This window comes from Kribbella sp. HUAS MG21, from assembly GCF_040254265.1.
Lineage (GTDB): Bacteria > Actinomycetota > Actinomycetes > Propionibacteriales > Kribbellaceae > Kribbella.
Window position 1 is genome coordinate 5,303,371 of sequence record NZ_CP158165.1, and the last position, 17,112, is coordinate 5,320,482.

The 17,112-nt window shown below is 64.5% G+C and carries 9 protein-coding genes; 6 read left to right on the forward strand and 3 right to left on the reverse strand.

From position 1 onward, the window contains the following. Positions 1-44 precede the first annotated feature (44 nt). A complete protein-coding gene (locus ABN611_RS25915) occupies positions 45-908 on the forward strand; it encodes a LysR family transcriptional regulator (protein WP_350274831.1) in 864 nt (287 codons plus the stop codon). Here the strand turns inward: ABN611_RS25915 and ABN611_RS25920 are convergent. Both ABN611_RS25920 and ABN611_RS25925 read right to left on the reverse strand, forming a co-directional pair. After that, complete coding sequence (locus ABN611_RS25920; RefSeq protein ID WP_350274832.1) at positions 905-1,633, reverse strand: hypothetical protein; 729 nt, start codon at positions 1,631-1,633, stop codon at positions 905-907. The genes ABN611_RS25915 and ABN611_RS25920 overlap by 4 nt on opposite strands. A 146-nt stretch (positions 1,634-1,779) precedes the next feature. Continuing rightward, positions 1,780-2,694, reverse strand: coding sequence for an aldo/keto reductase (locus tag ABN611_RS25925; protein ID WP_350274833.1), 915 nt, complete (start codon positions 2,692-2,694; stop codon positions 1,780-1,782). 650 nt (positions 2,695-3,344) lie between these two features. Here ABN611_RS25925 and ABN611_RS25930 point away from each other — a divergent pair. Genes ABN611_RS25930 through ABN611_RS25945 form a run of 4 tightly spaced genes read left to right on the forward strand, consistent with a single transcriptional unit; the run spans position 3,345 to position 14,787 of the window. After that, positions 3,345-8,084, forward strand: a complete 4,740-nt coding sequence (locus ABN611_RS25930; protein WP_350274834.1) for a DEAD/DEAH box helicase family protein — start codon at positions 3,345-3,347, stop codon at positions 8,082-8,084. Further along, entirely contained in the window at positions 8,081-9,874 is a 1,794-nt protein-coding gene (locus ABN611_RS25935; RefSeq protein WP_350274835.1) for a UvrD-helicase domain-containing protein, read from the forward strand. The genes ABN611_RS25930 and ABN611_RS25935 overlap by 4 nt, the downstream gene beginning before the upstream one ends. Beyond that, on the forward strand, positions 9,867-13,091 hold the full coding sequence (locus tag ABN611_RS25940) for a helicase-related protein (RefSeq protein ID WP_350274836.1): 3,225 nt from the start codon (positions 9,867-9,869) through the stop codon (positions 13,089-13,091). Before ABN611_RS25935 ends, ABN611_RS25940 begins: the two co-directional genes overlap by 8 nt. Further along, positions 13,078-14,787 (forward strand): DUF1998 domain-containing protein, encoded by a 1,710-nt coding sequence (locus ABN611_RS25945; protein ID WP_350274837.1) that lies wholly within the window; start codon positions 13,078-13,080, stop codon positions 14,785-14,787. The genes ABN611_RS25940 and ABN611_RS25945 overlap by 14 nt, the downstream gene beginning before the upstream one ends. Before the next feature lie 471 nt (positions 14,788-15,258). On the opposite strand, the gene ABN611_RS25950 is transcribed toward ABN611_RS25945, so the two are convergent. Beyond that, complete coding sequence (locus ABN611_RS25950) at positions 15,259-16,362, reverse strand: DNA cytosine methyltransferase (RefSeq protein WP_350274838.1); 1,104 nt, start codon at positions 16,360-16,362, stop codon at positions 15,259-15,261. Between the two features lie 186 nt (positions 16,363-16,548). Here ABN611_RS25950 and ABN611_RS25955 point away from each other — a divergent pair, with 186 nt between their 5' ends. Then, a complete protein-coding gene (locus ABN611_RS25955; protein WP_350274839.1) occupies positions 16,549-17,025 on the forward strand; it encodes a very short patch repair endonuclease in 477 nt (158 codons plus the stop codon). Positions 17,026-17,112 lie beyond the last annotated feature (87 nt).

Here is a 17,112-nt window from a genome sequence, read left to right on the forward strand (position 1 = left end):
GGTACCTGCCGCCGCACCAAGACCTGTTGGTATAACCGTTGGCTATGGATGCGCACCTGCGGGAACTCCGGTACTTCGTCGCGGCCGCGGAGGAGGCGACCGTGACCGCGGCGGCCGCGCGCCTCTTCGTCTCGCAGCCAGCGCTCTCCAAGCAGCTCCGGGCCCTCGAACGTCGCCTCGGCTTCGACCTCTTCGAGCGCCGGCCGCGCGGGCTGGCGCTGACCGCGCAGGGGAGAGCCTTGCTGCCGGTGGCGCGGGATGTGCTCGCGGTTTGGGACCGTGGGTACGCCGATGCGCGCGCGGCCGCCCACCCGCAGCAGCTGGTCGTCGGCATGCAGACCGCTGTCGGTCGCGATCTCCAACGACCCGCCGTTGAGCGTTTCCGCGCACGCTTCCCGGGCTGGACGGTCTCGCTGCGCCTGGTCGGCTGGGACGATCCCACCGCCGGCCTGGCCGACGGCACGAGTGATGTGGCTTTCGTCTGGCTGCCCACCGCCGCGGACCTCGCGACCCGCATTCTGATCACCGAGCCGCGCTGGGTGGCGCTACCTACCTCTCACCCGCTGGCCGACCGCCCCGAGATCCCCTTCGAACTCCTCGTCGACGAACCTTTCGTCGCCCTGCCCACCACCGCGGGCCCCCTCCGCGACTTCTGGCTGGCCACCGCCGACCGCCCCCGCCCACCGGTCATAGCCGCCGAAGCAACCGCCGCCGACGAGGTCCTCGAACTGGTCACCGCAGGCGTAGGAGTAGCCCTCCTGGCCGAAGGCAACACAGGCCTCTACCAACGCCCCGGCCTAACCTGCCGCCCCGTCCCCAACCTCCCACCCGCCCAACTAGCCGCCGCCTGGCGCCAAACCGAAACCCGCGAACCAGTCCATCACTTCATCAACTGCATCCAGCCCTAACGATCCTCGATCGTGTGCCCGCGGCTATTACCGAAGGCTGCCTTCGGCTCGCCCTGTTCGTCGAGCAGCCAGGCTTCGAGGGCGCCGCCGCTGAGGGAGCCTTCGATCTCGGTGAGGATCCTCCGATAGCGAGGGAAGTCCGGCAGCGCGATCACCACGCGGGCTTCGGAGTCCGCTCCACGCATCCGCATTGCCTTCAGCAGCGCGTTGGCGAGCCAGTGCGACGCCTGCAACGTCGGCGGCGTCGGCTTCGGCTGCCCGGCCTTTGCTCCGCGAGCGTACGTCGTACCCGGGTATCCCTTCACCTCTACCAGCAGCTTCGTCCCGCCCCGCTGCGCGATGACGTCGGTACCTCGCTCCTGGATCTCGGTGTCGGCCACGCGAAGGATTCGCCATCCTTGCTGCGCGAGCCAGCCAACGAGAGCGCCCTGCACTGCTGACTCATGCGGCCAGCCGCGGTCGGGCACGACTGGCGCGCCTGCTGAGGGCTGGGCTGACGCCACGGTTGACGGCTGGGGAGCGGTGGCGACCGGCTCCGATCCGTTGAGTCGGTTGACGATGATTCCGCTCGAGGCATCCCGCACGATCATGCCTTCGGCCGCTAGTTGCCGACAGCGCTGATTGATCTGCTGATGGAGCTTGCCGAGTTGGGAGGCAAGTTGTGCATCCGTCATTCCGACGGTGCTACCGCGAAGGAGCTGAAGCACATCGTCGCGGAGGGTCATTTCGCCTCGAACCATTCGGGTGCTGACGGATTGCTCATCACGATACGCGTGACCGTCCGTGAGGTCAGCAGGCTCGGACATCGACCAGCCGCCGCGCCGCTTACGGCACGACGGCTGGGTACAGCGGACCGCAGGGCTGTCGACGACTACCAGGCGTAGTCCTCCGGGGCGGTCTTGTAGCCCGGGAAGATTTCGTCGAGGCGGGTGAGGGTCTTCTCGTCGAGCTTGATCTCGACCGCGCGTACGGCGGACTCGAGCTGCTCCATGGTCCGCGGACCCACGATCGGACCGGTCACCGCAGGCTGGTGCAGCAGCCACGCGAGCGCGAGCTCACCGGGCTCGTGCCCGAGCTCGTCCGCGAACGCCTCGTACTGCTCGATCTGCGGCCGCAACTTCTCGAGCGTCTCCTTCGCGCGACCCTCGAGGCGCCGTACGCCCTCGTTCTCCTTCCGGATCACGCCACCCAGCAGCCCACCGTGCAGCGGCGACCACGGGATCACGCCCAGCCCGTACGCCTGCGCCGCCGGCAGCACCTCCCGCTCGATGTCGCGCTGCGCGAGGTTGTACAGCGACTGCTCGCTGACGAGCCCGACGTAGTTGCGCCGCGCCGCAGCCTCCTGCGCCTGCGCGATGTGCCAACCCGCGAAGTTGCTGGACCCGGCGTACAGCACCTTCCCCTGCTGTACGGCGACCTCCATCGCCTGCCAGATCTCTTCCCACGGGGTGTTCCGGTCGATGTGGTGGAACTGGTACAGATCCACATAATCCGTCTGCAGCCGCTTCAGACTCGCATCCAGCGCCCGCCGGATGTTGAGCGCCGACAACCGACTGGTGTTCGGCCACTCCTGCCCCATGTCCCCGTACACCTTGGTCGCGAGCACCGTCTTCTCACGGTTCTTCGCATCCTTCGCGAACCACTCCCCGATGATCTCCTCGGTCCGGCCCGGGTAGATGGCCCGCCCGTACCCGTTCGCCGTATCGAAGAAGTTGATCCCCTTCTCATGCGCCGCATCCATGATCGCATACGCATCCCCCACCTCGGTCAGAGGCCCGAAGTTCATAGTCCCCAAAACAACCCGACTAACCGAAAGCCCCGTCCGCCCAAGCTGAGTAAATTCCATACCTCCCACCCTCGCGCGCCCCAGCTGAGACTTCCAACAGGAGGATCCACTCAGTCCGATCACTCGGGCTTCTGGATCCCGGGAGCTACGCCGCCAACGACCGCGTGGATCGCGAGACGACAGTGCGGTGGGATCTGGATGGATCCATCGACTGCGGCTGTAACAACCGGCGCAAGATGCCGATACATCAGTTGTCACGCTGGGTGAGGGGTGGTCTTTCGGCGTTGCAACCGCATGTGGTGCCGGTCGTCTGTTCCCGGCTTGGGTCCCACTGACGGATGCAAAGCGTCGTCCTGGATTTGGGGGGTGTGGTCAGTCGTCCGAGGAGGCCCTCGGAGTCACGTAGTTGCACGATCTCCGCAATGCTGAGGTGCGCGCGACCCGTACAGGCGTACGAGGCGGATCGCAGAGCCGGTGCGCACATCGGACGTGAAGGCCGTAGGAAACGCCGTCCGGCCGATCAGTCGAGTGGGTGTCGGCGAACTATTGCGGAGTCTTCAGGATTTCGGAGGCTTCCCCTAGGCTAGATGTGATCTAGACCAGCGCAGAAATCAATGGCCGGCGACGGTCGCTCGTTGCTTGGAGGTTGGGTGCGCGCTTGGAAGCGTGGTGATGCGGGGCTCGCGAGGATCGTCCGGGAGCAGACCGACATCTGCCTGAAGGTTTATTCGGAAGACCCTAGTCGGGTCCTTCAGGACGCGAACAACGAGAGGCGAATCTCCGAGGGCGGATATGCCACGAGGCAACTCGAGGAGTTGCTCCAGAACGCCTCCGACGCGGCCCGGCGAGGCGGCACCCGCGTGGAAGTGCTCCTCACCAAGGACACCTTGTACGTCGGGAACGACGGAGAGCCCTTCAACGAGGAAGGTATCCGGTCGGTCATGGCCTCGGACATCTCCACGAAGGACGACCAAAAGATCGGCAAGTTCGGCATCGGTTTCAAGTCTGTCCTTGCAATTTCGGACAGCCCAACGGTTTTCAGTCGGACTGTCTCGTTCGGGTTCGACAAGGCTTGGGCGGCGGAAACTCTCAAGAGCGCCGGTTACAACTTCCCTCGGTACCCGACGATGCGGTTGGCGCGCACTCTCGATCCTCACACGGACGCCGAAGTGCCGGACCGACACCTCCTGGAGTTCATGGAGTGGGCGAGCACGGTGATCGTGCTTCCGCTGTCGGTGTCCCATCACGCGCTGTCCGATCGCTTGTACCGGTTTCCTGCGGAGTTCGTGCTGTTCTCACCGCACATCAGACAAGCGCGCCTGCGTAACCTCGCGGAGGACGATCCGAAGGTCAAAGGGAAGGCGGTCGACCGGAGGATAAGCCAAGATGTTCTGTCGGACGGTACGGTGCTGCTCAGGTCTGGCGGATCGACAACCAATTGGTCACTGACTCGCGAGATCCATCATCCGAGCAAAGTCGCACGGGAGGAGGGTGGTCATGTAGCAGCTCGTCAACAGGTCGACGTTCAGTACGCCCTGCCGATTCCGCCCGGCAGCAACAGGCTGGGCCGATTCTGGGCCTACTTTCCAACCCACTTCGAGACCACATTGACGGGTCTGATCAACGCTCCATGGAAATTGAGCGACGACAGAACAGGACTGCTCGAGGGAGATTTCAACTACGAGCTTCTCAGCAAGCTGCCGAAATTGTTCGGCGACGCGATCCAGATTTTGAGTGGAACAGACGAGGCCGTCTCGGCCATCGATGCCATGCCGGCACGCGGCCTTGAATCTCGCAACTGGGTCGATCGCGAGATCAACGAACCGATCTTCCGGCGTCTTCGTACTGTGCCGTCGCTCCCTGACGGCATGAATGTTCTCAGGATTCCATCGGATGTGAAGTGGGTTGGTGACGTCCCGGCGGATTGGCTGGCACAGTGGGCCATGGTCGATGGCGCACCGGTCGACAAGTGGCTCCATCCCAGTGCGTACTCCAGTCCTGAGCGCCGCAAGAAGATTGTCAGGCTGATGTTGCCTGACCGTTTGAGCAGCAGTAGCGAGCAGAGCACGGCCGGTCTCGACGAATGGCTTGAGGCATTGATTTCGGATGGCACTGCCGCTGCTTCCTCTGCCGCAATTCTGTTGGCCGCACGCATCGTGGAGGACGCCGGCGCTGCAGGCGACGCCAGGGCGACCCAGGCCCTGTCGGACGTGCGCAAGGCGAAGATCATCCGCCTTGAGGACGGCGAGTTCAGGGCGCCGGCCAAGGGGCAGGTTTTCGTTCGCGTGGACGGCGATCAATCCACGGAAGTCGACTTCGTCGACCCTGAGCTTGCCTCCCATCCAGCGGTACGAGAGGCGCTACGACGGCTCGGGATTGTTGTCATGGACAGGAGCGGCGAACTGCACCGGCTGCTGGCTCGCGCCAAGACGCCGGCCGGACTGAAGGAACCGCAGAGTGTCTGGCCGAACATCTTCAACGTGATGCGCGACATCCCGAGGGAAACTGCGGTCAGGATTCTCTCCGAGGATCTCGGCGAGCAGCTGGAACTCCACGTCCGGGTGCGAACTGCCGCTGGTTCATGGGTCCCGATTGCGCAGGCCTACCTCGCAGGTCGGATCATTCCTGCAGATGGTAGCCGTGACCGCCAGTGGCTGATCGACCCCGGCTTCCATGCCCGCGACGAGGACTTGCTTCATGAGCTCGGGGCTGTTGATGCGCCGGTCTGGCGTCACAACGCTCCGAGGGAGGCGTGGCTGAGTACCTACGAGGACGATATGCGGGACGCCTTCATCAAAGCTCAACCCAGCAGTGCCAGTAAGCCGGATCGCTCGAAGATCCAAATCACCGAGGGCACGAAGGGTGCTCCTCCGCCGTGGCCGTTGGCGCCCATCATGAGACTCAGCCCGGAAGGTGTTGCTGCAGCGACCACGCATCTTCTGTCCCGCCCCGTACCAGGATCTTGGCGTGCACGCCACTCGTCGAACGCGAGCTACGGCTCGTATGCACTGAGGGCACCTGAGACTTGGTTCATCCACAGACACGGCCGGCTGTCGACGACATTCGGCATCCGCCGACCGACCGCCGTTCTGAAGGCGAGCGAGGCTGTTGCTTCCGACACACTTCCGGCCGTCGAGTTGTCTGAGGAATGGGCTGCGGCGTTGGGCGTCGTGTCGGACCCCGAGGACCTTCCCGTCGAGGAATGGTCGGCGCTCAAAGCCACGGCTGACACCTGGCGCGGACCGGATGACGACGTCCGAAGGGTGGCGTTCTATGCATGGCTGCCGGGACGCATCGACTGCGACAGCCTCGTTGTTCGTGTCGGCGCCCAGCTTCAACCTGTCGACGTCAAGAACATCGGCGTCACCCACGAACCGGCTGTGTACGAATCGATGCTCGAGGCTCAGATCCCTGCTTTGCTCGCGCCCGACCAGGACGACGCCGAACGCTTCATCGCCGCCTGGAAGATGCCCAGAGGCAAGGATCTCCTCCAGGAGGAGATCCTCATCGAGACGTCCGGTGAACGTAGCTACCTGACAGACCTGTTTCCTCCTCTGAAGCTCCATCTCGACCTGGCGGATCAGGACCTCAAAGTCCAACCCGCGGCTCGCATCGTGAAGATGATCGCGACGCCACGAGGGCAGGTAGCGCATCCGATCGCCGCCCGCCGCGACGGTGACACCCTCGTCGTCACGGCGACGGAGCCGCACCGGCAGCTTGCGCAGATCTCCGCCACCCTCGGCCTCGAGCTCGACCAGGCGGGGATTGCGAAGGTCCTTCAACAGATCGAGCAAGCCGCCACCAACAAACTACGCAACGACATCAAGCGCGCAGCGGACGACGACGCGCGCCTCGTAGCGGCCGTAGGCGCCGAGGCGCTGCGACGCTGCGTCCCAGCACAAGCCCTCGAGGTACTCGACAATGAGCGCGGTGGAGCCATCCCGAACGACGTTGCGGCGCTCGCCCGCGCCGTCCATGGCGTCGGCATCCTGAAGCAACTGCGACCCGCGCTCGAGGAACGCGGGCTGGAGCCCCCTCGGGAGTGGTCTGGTCGGCGGGTGACGCGGCAATGGGTCGCGTCGCTGGGTTTCCCACTCGATTGGGCCGGCTTCCCTGGGGCGAGCCGCGCAGCAGTCGAGCTGATTGACGGTCCGGCCGTCCTCAGTCCGCTCCACGACTACCAGGAGTTCGTGACCGATCGCATCACCGGCCTGCTTCGACGCGTGGGCCCTGATCGCGGAATGGTGTCACTTCCGACGGGTGCGGGCAAGACCCGTGTCACCGTGCAGGCGCTCGTCAATGCCGTTCGTGAACGCGACGTGGCCCCAGGTGTTCCACTGGTCTGGATCGCTCAGACCGACGAGCTGTGCGAACAGGCTGCCGAGACGTGGACCTATGTATGGCGCGCGATCGGACCGCAGCTACCGATGCGGCTCGGGCGGCTCTGGGCAAACAACGATGTGCCGGAGGAGCCAGGTGTCTTCCAGCTCGTGATCGCGACGATCGACAAGCTGGGCTCGCTCATCTCGAGGGCGAGTGGCGAGTACGACTGGCTGCGTGACGCTTCGGTCGTGGTGGTCGACGAAGCTCATACCTCGATCGCCCCCTCGTACACGCGAGTCCTGGAGTGGCTAGGACGCAGCAGTCGTCTGCGCAGCAGAGATGAGCGAAAGCCACTGATCGGTCTCACAGCGACCCCCTTCCGCGGCACATCCGAGCAGGAAACCGAGCGGCTGGCAGGTCGATACGGCAAGAACCGATTGGACCGGGGAGCGTTCCGTAAAGAGGATCCGTACGAAGAACTCCAAGACATGGGTGTGCTCGCCCAGGTGCGACACGAGATCCTCGGCGGTACGGAAGTCGAACTTACTGCGTCGGACATCGCCGAGATCGAGCAGCTACGCCGTCTGCCCTCAGCTGTCACCGAGCGCCTGGGTACCGATCTCGCCCGAACTCTGCGCGTGGTGGAATCGATCGGTGACAAACCGGATCACTGGACAGTCCTTGCGTTTGCACCGTCGGTCGAGAACGCGCGTGTACTGGCTGCACTTCTGTCGCACCGGGGAATTCCTGCGGCCTGCGTTTCCGCGGACACGGAGCCGGCAGCTCGCCGTCATTACATCGACGAGTTCAAGGCCGGGCGCATCCGGGTGTTGACGAACTACAACGTACTGACACAAGGTTTCGACGCTCCTCGGGTGCAGGCAGTGTACGTAGCGCGACCGACCTTCAGCCCGAACGTCTATCAGCAGATGATCGGTCGGGGTCTTCGGGGTCCGAAGAACGGTGGTTCGGAAGAGGTCCTGATCGTCAACGTACTCGACAACTTCCAGAAGTTCGGCGACCTGCTTGCCTTCAACGAGTTCGAGTATCTGTGGACCAAACGGTGAGCGAGCCGGCGCTCGACGACAGCCAGCTGGCAGCTGTCGACATCCCCGCGAAGACGCGTCAGATCGTCATCGCCGGTCCTGGCTCGGGCAAGACCGAGGTCGTCTCCGCACTGCTCGGGCACCTCGTCGACGACGAGGACGTCGATCCGATCGATGGCATCTTGGTCATCAGCTTCTCGAATGCCGCTGTTCACGCCATCCGCCGGCGCTTTCTCATGCACATCGGCAGACAACCGGTCGGCGTACAGACGCTGGACTCCCTGGCTGGAGAAGTCCTGCGCGATCTCAGCACGGAGGACTATGAGCGCTTGACGTTCGACGGGCGAATCGCGCTGGCCACTCGGTTGCTCGCCGAAGAAGGCTGGGGGCGTACCGGCGATCTCGAGCACTTGGTCGTGGACGAGGTACAGGACGTTGTCGGCGTTCGCGCTGACTTCCTGCTGGCGATCATCGGGCGGTTGCCGACGGAGGCTGGGTTCACCTTGCTCGGCGATCCGGCGCAAGGGATCTACGACTTCCAGCTCCGTCCGAACCGCCATGGGCAGAGACCACGCTCGTCCACGACATCGCCGGAGCTGGTGAATTCCGTAGCCGCTCTGAGCGGGACAGAGATTCGGCACCTGACCGGTCAGTATCGCGCGGCGAGTCGCGAAACGAGGGCGGCCGCCATGTTGCGCGAGGCGGTTCTACCTGGCGGCGACCCGACTTTGCTCGAGGATTTCCACGCCGCTGTCGTCCCGGCTGGCACCGTCGAGGATGTCGTCGAGCATTCCGGGCGGTGGCAGGGAACGACCGCGTTCCTCACGGCGACGAACGGGCAGGCACTCCTGGTCGCCGGGGCGCTGAGGACCCGAACGGCGGTGGAGGTACATCGCGGCGCTCAACAGCGGGTGATCGGTGCCTGGATGGCCCGGCTGTTCGGTGATGATTCGGCGGTCACGATTGCTCGCCGAGAGCTCGACGCGCTGGTTGCGGAACGATGTCCCGAACTCGACCCGGCGATGCTCTGGCGAGTGTTGCGGGAAGTCCAGGTCGGCAAAGGCACAGAAATCGACTTGTGGCGTCTCGCGCAGCGCCTCCGCGGTCCGCGTCCGCTGCCGCCCGAGATGATTGATCACCCCGCAACGCCTTACGTGGTGTCGACCGTTCATCGCGCGAAGGGCCTCGAGTTCGACAACGTCGTGCTGGTCGACTTCCCTGAGCACGGCTGGCTCGAGGACAGTGCGGAGCCCGAAGAACGGCTTCGCGCGCTCTTTGTGTCTCTCACCCGGGCGCGACAGTTGATCGCGCGTGCGGACGGCCCCGACGACAAGTTCGTACGTCGCCTTCACAAGCCCGGTCTTCATGCAGAGCGTTGGTACCTTGGCGGGCCCAAGCAGTGGATGACCTTCGGTTTCGAGATCGGTGTCGCAGACACCGTGCCGGCACTCGACTCCGCTCGCGCGCAGGCGCATCTGACAGCCGAGGTGTCGATCGGGGACTCCCTCGATCTCAGGCTCGATCGCCTCCGGTCGACACTGAGTGTGCCCGTTTACACGGTGTTGCACGACGGCGTGCCCGTCGCGCAGACGTCGTCGCGCTTCGGCGAGGACCTGGCTTCCCGAATAGGCAGCTTGACAGACCGGAAGGCATCGTGGCCGACTCTGCGCGGGGCGCGGGTCGAGAGCGTTGCCACGGTGATCGTCGACAGTCATCACCCGGGATCCGCGGGCCGTCCGAGATTCCGGCTGATCCCAGTGATCACCGGTCTGCTGCACATCGACTGGAAGGAATCGACCCCCGATGACTGACCTCGCCCCGTGGTACGACGCACGCGACCGGATGGTCGAGGCGGTTGTCACCGATCTCTACGGCGGCGTAGGTGATGAAACCTTGTCTGAAGAGCCGCTGGAGCGTTTTGTGGTCGGAATACTGCACCCACGCTCCACCAGCGGTTCACGCGACATCGTCGAGGCGGCGAACGAGACCCCTGAGGAAGAGGGCAGCACCGGGCCCGACAGCGAATTCGACCCTGGTGTCTCATTCGCCCACATGCGTTATCCGTCGACGATAGGCCTGACATTCGGTCTGACCGAAGCGACCCAACAGCTCGAAGTGGTCATCGAAGCTGACAGGTACGAGCCCGACGACCAGAGCGTGGCGCTCGAATCATCGAGCGACCGTGTCGTCAGCCGTGCTCATTCCAAGCGGGTCAACCGCTGGCGAAGAGTCCATGTCGGGCCTGTGAGCAAGACGATCGTGGTCAGGCCGGGCCAGAGCGAGCTCAAGATCGCCGACGGGCTCGCTCTGCGCGTCGTCGTCCGGCCACCACGCGGTCGGGTTGCCAACGTCACGCTCGTGTTGGTCAACATCTTCGAGCGGCCGGAGAAGGGGCGTGCCGACGGTCTGTGCTGGTTCCGCCCGCAGATCCGTGTACATGCCGTGGACGGTGAGCTGGCCGATCGGCGCCCCGAACGGCTCCTCGAACACATGGATGTGGACGAGCTCGGAGGTGAGCTGCTCTACCGCAAGGAGCGCCACCTCGCAGTCGGGCACGGCGTCGCAGTCACTTGGAGTGAGAGTAGGCACGTCACGGACGTCGAGACCACATTCTTTCCACAGCACGATCTGCAGCTGGCACAAGCCGATCGCGACGATGTCGAAGCACTCGGCATGGCTGAGCTCACGGAGCCGCGCTATTCGGAGCCGCTGGAGCGACTGGTCGATCGATACGAGGAGTGGATCGCGCAGCAAGGGGCGATTATCGACGGCCTCGCCGAGTTCCACGCAGAAACCGCCCGCAGCCACCTTCGCGATGCAACCGCGGCCGTCGAACGCATGCGTCGTGGGATCGACCTGCTCGCGACCGATCAGCGGGTGGATCGCGCGTTCCGGGTGATGAACCTTGTCATGCAACAACAGCGGGTGCGACAGGAGATCGTCCGACGCGGACTTCGCACGCCACCCACGGATGTGGTCTGCGTGTGGCGCCCGTTCCAGATCGCATTCATCCTTCTCAACCTCGAGGGTCTCGCGGATCCGAGCACATCGGACCGGGACCTTGCCGATCTTCTGTGGTTCCCGACTGGTGGCGGCAAGACTGAGGCCTATCTCGGCCTGATTGCGTTCACGCTGGTCCACCGTCGGTTGAGGGGGGCCGGCGTGGACGGTGACGGCGGGGGTGTAGGCGTCATCATGCGTTACACCTTGCGTCTCCTGACCTTGCAACAGTTCGAGCGTGCCGCCGGCCTGATCTGTGCGCTCGAGGACTGGCGCATGTCCTCGCCTGACATGGTGGGGAAGCGGCCCTTCTCGATCGGCCTCTGGGTGGGTCAGGGCGCCACTCCGAACAACGCCGCCGATGCGGCCAGAGCGATCAAGAAGCGGCGCGGAGGTGAGGACCCGGGTGACCTGGGCGATCCGGTTCAGCTACTTCGATGTCCCTGGTGCGGATCCGGACTTGGGCCGGAACAGTATGAGGCCGACCCTCATCGCGACCGTGTCTGTGTCCGCTGTCCCGACCCTCTGTGCCCGTTCAGCAAGAACGAAGGTCTCCCAGTACACCTGGTCGACTCAGATGTATATCGTGAACGACCCTCCCTCGTAATTGGCACTGTAGACAAGTTCGCGATGCTCGCCTGGCGGGAGGAGAGCGGGCGGCTGTTCGGCTCGGGGCACGACGCGCCACCTGACCTCATCGTGCAGGACGAGCTCCATCTGATCAGCGGGCCGCTGGGCACGCTGGTCGGTCTGTACGAGACAGCCATCGACCACCTCGCTACCGATCGCAAATCCGGTACCCGGCCCAAGCTGGTCGCATCGACTGCGACCATCAGGCGCGCGTCCAAGCAGGTCAGTGCCGTCTTCGCCCGTGAGGCACGTCAGTTCCCACCGCCCGGGATCGACTCCGCCGACTCCTTCTTCGCGGTCGACGCACCTGCAGATGTGAAAGGAACCCGGCGATATGTCGGATTGATGGCGACGAGCACCAGCCACGCGACCCTGCTGGTTCGCACGTACGCGGCTCTGCTGCAGGGAGCAAAGGATCTCGATGCCCCTGACGAGGTCAGGGATGCCTACTGGACGATGTTGGGCTACTTCAACAGTCTTCGAGTCCTGGGTGCCGCCTACATCCAGTCGATCGACGACGTGCGGGACCGCATCAAGGTCGTGGCCGGACGGAACGGCACGGAGCTCCGTGAGACCCGTGATCCGCGAGAGCTGACATCCCGCAAGCGGTCCAGCGAGATCCCTCACGAACTCGATGCCCTTCAGACACCGTGCACCGAGCCTGGCAGTCCGGACATCGTGTTGGCGACCAACATGATTTCCGTTGGCGTCGACGTCGACCGCCTCGGGCTGATGGCTGTGATGGGCCAGCCGCAAACCACCTCCGAGTACATTCAGGCGACCAGCCGTGTCGGGCGTCGGTATCCAGGCCTCGTATTCACGCTGTTCAACGCCTCCAGGTCACGCGACCTCTCGCATTACGAGTCGTTCACGTCTTATCATCGCGCGCTCTACAGACACGTCGAAGCCACAGGCGCAACTCCCTTTGCTCTGCGCGCGCTGGACCGCGGGCTGCACGGACTGTTGGTCATTCTGGCGCGGCACCTGGTGGCCGGCGCAGCTGGTGACAAGTCGGTCGCCGTCCCGGTCGAATCTGACGAACTCGGTCGTCTCGTCGACATCGTCGTGGCCAGAGCCGCGCAAGTGGAGCCCGGCTCCGAGTCCGCCGTCCGGGCGGCACTTGTGAGCCTGATTGCCAACTGGAGCGACGCTGTCGCTGGAGGACATGTGCTGCAGTACGCCCGGTGGGCCATGCAGGGCCACGACGTCAAAGGGCTGATGGTTCCAGCCGGCAGCTCTGTAATGAATGCTTCCACCGGCGAGCTGCTCGCCGACATCTTTCCTCCGTCGGAGCCGCCGTGGGCAACGCTGACGAGTCTCCGCAACGTCGACCGGGAGAGCACACTGAAGGTCATCTCGACGAAGAAGAGCAAGGATGTGGCTGATGGCAACAGCTGATCGTCCCAAGGCGAGACAGAGCCAGCTCGTCACGACCTACGGGGTCGGTGCGCTGTTCCCTGCCGGCGACCAGAGCTTCATGATTTGTGGGATCGACCAGTGGGACGACAGGTGGTCGCCGACCGTCGAAGAACCCAGACTGGCTCGTTCCCTCGGCGTACACACTTTCCGCTCGCCTGCCAGCGGCAAGAGAACCGGTGACGTTCCGGTCGTCCGCTTCCCCACCTACCATTACTGCCCGGGCTGTCGCCGGCTCGACCGCTACTGGATGTTCGACCCGAGGAAGATGCAGTGCCAGAACTGCGTGCGTGACCTGACGCCGTCGCGCTTCGTAGCATGCTGCGAAAATGGTCACATCGAGGACTTTCCGTACTTTCAGTGGATTCATCGCGGATCCGAGCTGCCCGCCGGTCCCCATGAGATGACGCTCGAATCTCAAGGCGCTTCCTCCTCGCTCGCGGACATCGTCGTCAGATGCTCCTGCGGTGCACCGCCGCACAACCTCGACGGCTCGTTCGGCCGGAGTGCTTTGAGCGATATCAAGAAATGCGGCGGCAAACGGCCATGGCTTCCCGACGCACCCGACGAGTTGTGCGAGAAGCCTCTCCGGACCCTCCAGCGAGGATCATCGAACGTCTGGTTCGGAGCAGTGCGATCGAGTATCTCGATTCCGCCCTGGTCCAGTCCGAGCGCCCAGTTCGTCACCAAGTATTGGGCCGTCCTTGAGCACCTACCCGAGACAGCGCTCGTTCAAGCGTTGCCTGGCATGATCGCGGGAAGAACTGGTCTCGCAATCGACAGCGTTGTCGACGTCGTGCGCCAGCGGAGAGGGCTGGACACCAGCCTTCAACCGAGCGACAAGGATCTGCGCGACGAGGAATACCGTGCCTTGCTCGACGGGAACGACGGCGGTCCGCTCGACACCTTCCAATGCGTAACCGTCGATGTCGATGTACGGGTGAGGGCGCTTGTCGCTCAGGTGTCCAGGGCGAACAGACTGCGCGAGGTTCGTGCACTCCATGGCTTCTCGCGAGTCACCCCGATGCCGACCGACACCAGCAATCCGCGGCTGGCCCGACTCAGTGAGTCCCACCTCAACTGGCTGCCCGCAACAGAGATCCTGGGGGAAGGTATCTTTGTCCGGCTCGACGAGAGCGCGGTCTCCGAATGGGAGGAGCAGTCGCTCGCAGAAGAGCGGCACGAACTCCTGGCTCGATCGATGCAACGCCGCTCGACAGAGTCAGGGGCACCAGGTGTGGCAGCCCCTTCTGCCCGATTCGTCGCAATTCACTCCCTTGCCCATGCTCTGCTGCAGGAGCTCAGCCTCGATGCCGGCTACCCGATCGGGTCGTTGCGCGAGCGGATCTACGCAGAGGAAGGCCAGGCCGGTCTACTGATCTACACTGCCTCTTCGGACGCCGCAGGTAGCCTCGGAGGGCTCGCCGCACTTGCTGACGAGCAACGATTCGCCGATTCTCTCATCGCAGCGCTGAGCCGAGCAGGTTGGTGCTCCAACGACCCGGTTTGCAGCGAGTCCGGGCCGTCCGGCACCGACGGGCTCAACCTGGCTGCGTGTCATGCTTGCCTGTTGCTTCCGGAGACAAGTTGCGAGCACCGAAACATCTTCCTGGACCGGGTCGCTCTGGTCGGCGACATCGACTCGATGACGGGCGGGCTGGTGAGCGATTCGTGGTGAAGTCGGCGGAGTTCGCTCGTGGTTCAACGGCGTGCTTCTTCTGAGGAATCAGGGAGAACTCGGAAACTCGACTGCCGGACAGCACATACCTGCCGCTCGCGGACGCCTCGAAGCTGCGCTCTGCTGCAGTCACCGCACTGAGCTGATCGCCGCGCGGGAGGATGCTTCCCCGGCTCGACGCCAGATCATCGGTCCGAACTCGGACGCCTGCGCCGTCGACGGGATCGGCTCGATGTCGCGAGACCGTCGGCTGCGCAGGTGGCCGATGCAGGTGTGATATCCCGGGCCTGCCAGGTACATGCGGTCGGGCGGTGACCCGGCCCCTCGTGGCCGAAGATCGGGGACCTCCTGTGCACGGCGCGCCTCGAGACCCGCCGTACCGAGCCCGCTGCAACAGTCCGGCCGGATCATCCGAGACGACCACTGCTCCGTGGCCACCGCAGCAACTCAGCTGTCAGTTACGCGGCAGGCTCAGATCAACGTCGTGGCTGCTCCTACGTTCGGTGTCGACACGACCACCGGGGAATCGGGTCTCGCGTCGGACCAGCTTCGCGTGATTGCCTCGTCGAGGGATTCCTCGTTCACGGTTCGGCCGAGGGCGGACGCGAGGACGTGCACCGCGAGACGCGGTGGGATCGCGTTGCCGATCTGTTGGGCGATGTCGCGACCGGACCACGGGTAATCTCGTGGAAAGGTCTGCAGCATGCCCGCCTCAGCGGGCGTGAACCGGTCGTAGCCCCCGCCGGCTGTCTTCACCCGGTTACGTGAGACCTTGCCGGTTACGGTGAACGCCGGCTGGTCGGACGTTCGGCGTCCGCGGTTCTTGGGATCGCCGCCGGTCCCGTAGTTCGAGACGACCGTGAACGGTTCCGGGCGGTCGTGAGCCAGGGCTTCGTGCATCGTCCGCCAGGGCCTGAGGGTTGCGTCGCCCTCATCGCGCGGAACATCTCGGCGGAACGGTCGGTGGGTCGGTGCAGGTAGGGTCGCCTCTGCCCCCAGTCGCGCGATGAGGATCGCCCGACGGCGGGTCTGGGGGACTCCGAACTGCTCCGTGCGGAGGATTCCGCATTCGCAGCGGTAACCGATACCGATCAATACTGCTCGTACTGTTTGCCAGACCGGCAGGACGGCCGGCACCTGCTCGAGCACAACTGCCTGGTACGGCTCGCCCGCTCGATATGCCTCGAGCGCCCATCGCAGTGGTTCGAGTACAAGTCTCGTCCGTTCATCGACGGTTGTCAGCACGGTCTCCGGATCCTCTCCGGACGCCATACTCTCAGCGGCCCTGACCACCAGCTTCAGTGCGCGCCGGCCGTCACCGGTCCCGGCGACCGTATAGGTCTGGCAAGGCGGTCCACCTGCGAGGATCCTCGCACCGCTGTACTCTTTCGGCGTGTGATCGCGCACGTCACCTTTCTCGGTTGCCAGACCTGCCATGACGCGAGTCGCGCAGGCATTCGTGTCCCACTCGATTCCGAGAGCAGAAACGCCGAGCCAGCGTGCAGCGACGTCGAGGCCGCCCGGTCCTGCGAACAAGTCCACCATGTCGACTTTGGCAGGCACACCCCGGGTCATGACGCGAGAGTATATGGGCTGTCGGGCGTCCGGCGATTCGCAACGCCAGCAGGTCGGTCGGTGATGCGAACGGGTTCGAGGCTGTGCCCGGATGGGCCGGTTGCGGGTATGACGCCCGCGGACACCGCTCCGCGATTCGGGCTGCCAAGGCGGTGCAGAACGTGAGAAGTTGGATGGTGTATGGACATGAACGACTCGACTGCTGGGCCGGCAGGGTTCCCTGTGGCGCCCCGGCGAATCCTGCAGACCTCGGCACAGACCTCGGCGAGGATGTCCCGGCAGGCGCGGCGAGACACCAAGCCCGAGATCGAGCTTCGGCGCCGTCTGCACCGTCTCGGGTATCGGTACCGGGTCAACAGCCCGCTACCCGGCCTGTCGCGGCGCCGCGCCGACATCACCTTCACTGCCCGGCGCATCGCGGTGTTCGTCGACGGCTGCTTCTGGCACGGGTGTCCGGAGCACGGAACCAGCCCGCGGAACAACGGAGCGTGGTGGGCCCAGAAGCTGAGGAGGAACGTCGACCGCGATCGCGAGACCGACTCGTATCTGCGCGAAACAGGCTGGACCGTCGTACGCGTCTGGGAACACGAGGATCCGGACTCAGCAGTTCGTCGGGTGGTCGAGGCCTTGACTACGGAGCGGAAACCGGGTGACTGTACGTAACGTTCGGTCATCGGTCGCGATATAGCCGCATGGGGGACCACGGGGAGCGAACGGCCTCCGTTCAGACGCGCAGCGTCCGTTACGTTT

Coding starts and splice junctions, on each gene's coding strand:
- ABN611_RS25925 (WP_350274833.1), bottom strand. CDS start 2,694: ATGAACTTCGGGCCTCTGACCGAGGTGGGGGATGCGTATGCGATCATG.
- ABN611_RS25955 (WP_350274839.1), top strand. CDS start 16,549: ATGAACGACTCGACTGCTGGGCCGGCAGGGTTCCCTGTGGCGCCCCGG.
- ABN611_RS25940 (WP_350274836.1), top strand. CDS start 9,867: ATGACTGACCTCGCCCCGTGGTACGACGCACGCGACCGGATGGTCGAG.
- ABN611_RS25950 (WP_350274838.1), bottom strand. CDS start 16,362: ATGACCCGGGGTGTGCCTGCCAAAGTCGACATGGTGGACTTGTTCGCA.
- ABN611_RS25915 (WP_350274831.1), top strand. CDS start 45: ATGGATGCGCACCTGCGGGAACTCCGGTACTTCGTCGCGGCCGCGGAG.
- ABN611_RS25945 (WP_350274837.1), top strand. CDS start 13,078: ATGGCAACAGCTGATCGTCCCAAGGCGAGACAGAGCCAGCTCGTCACG.
- ABN611_RS25920 (WP_350274832.1), bottom strand. CDS start 1,633: ATGACCCTCCGCGACGATGTGCTTCAGCTCCTTCGCGGTAGCACCGTC.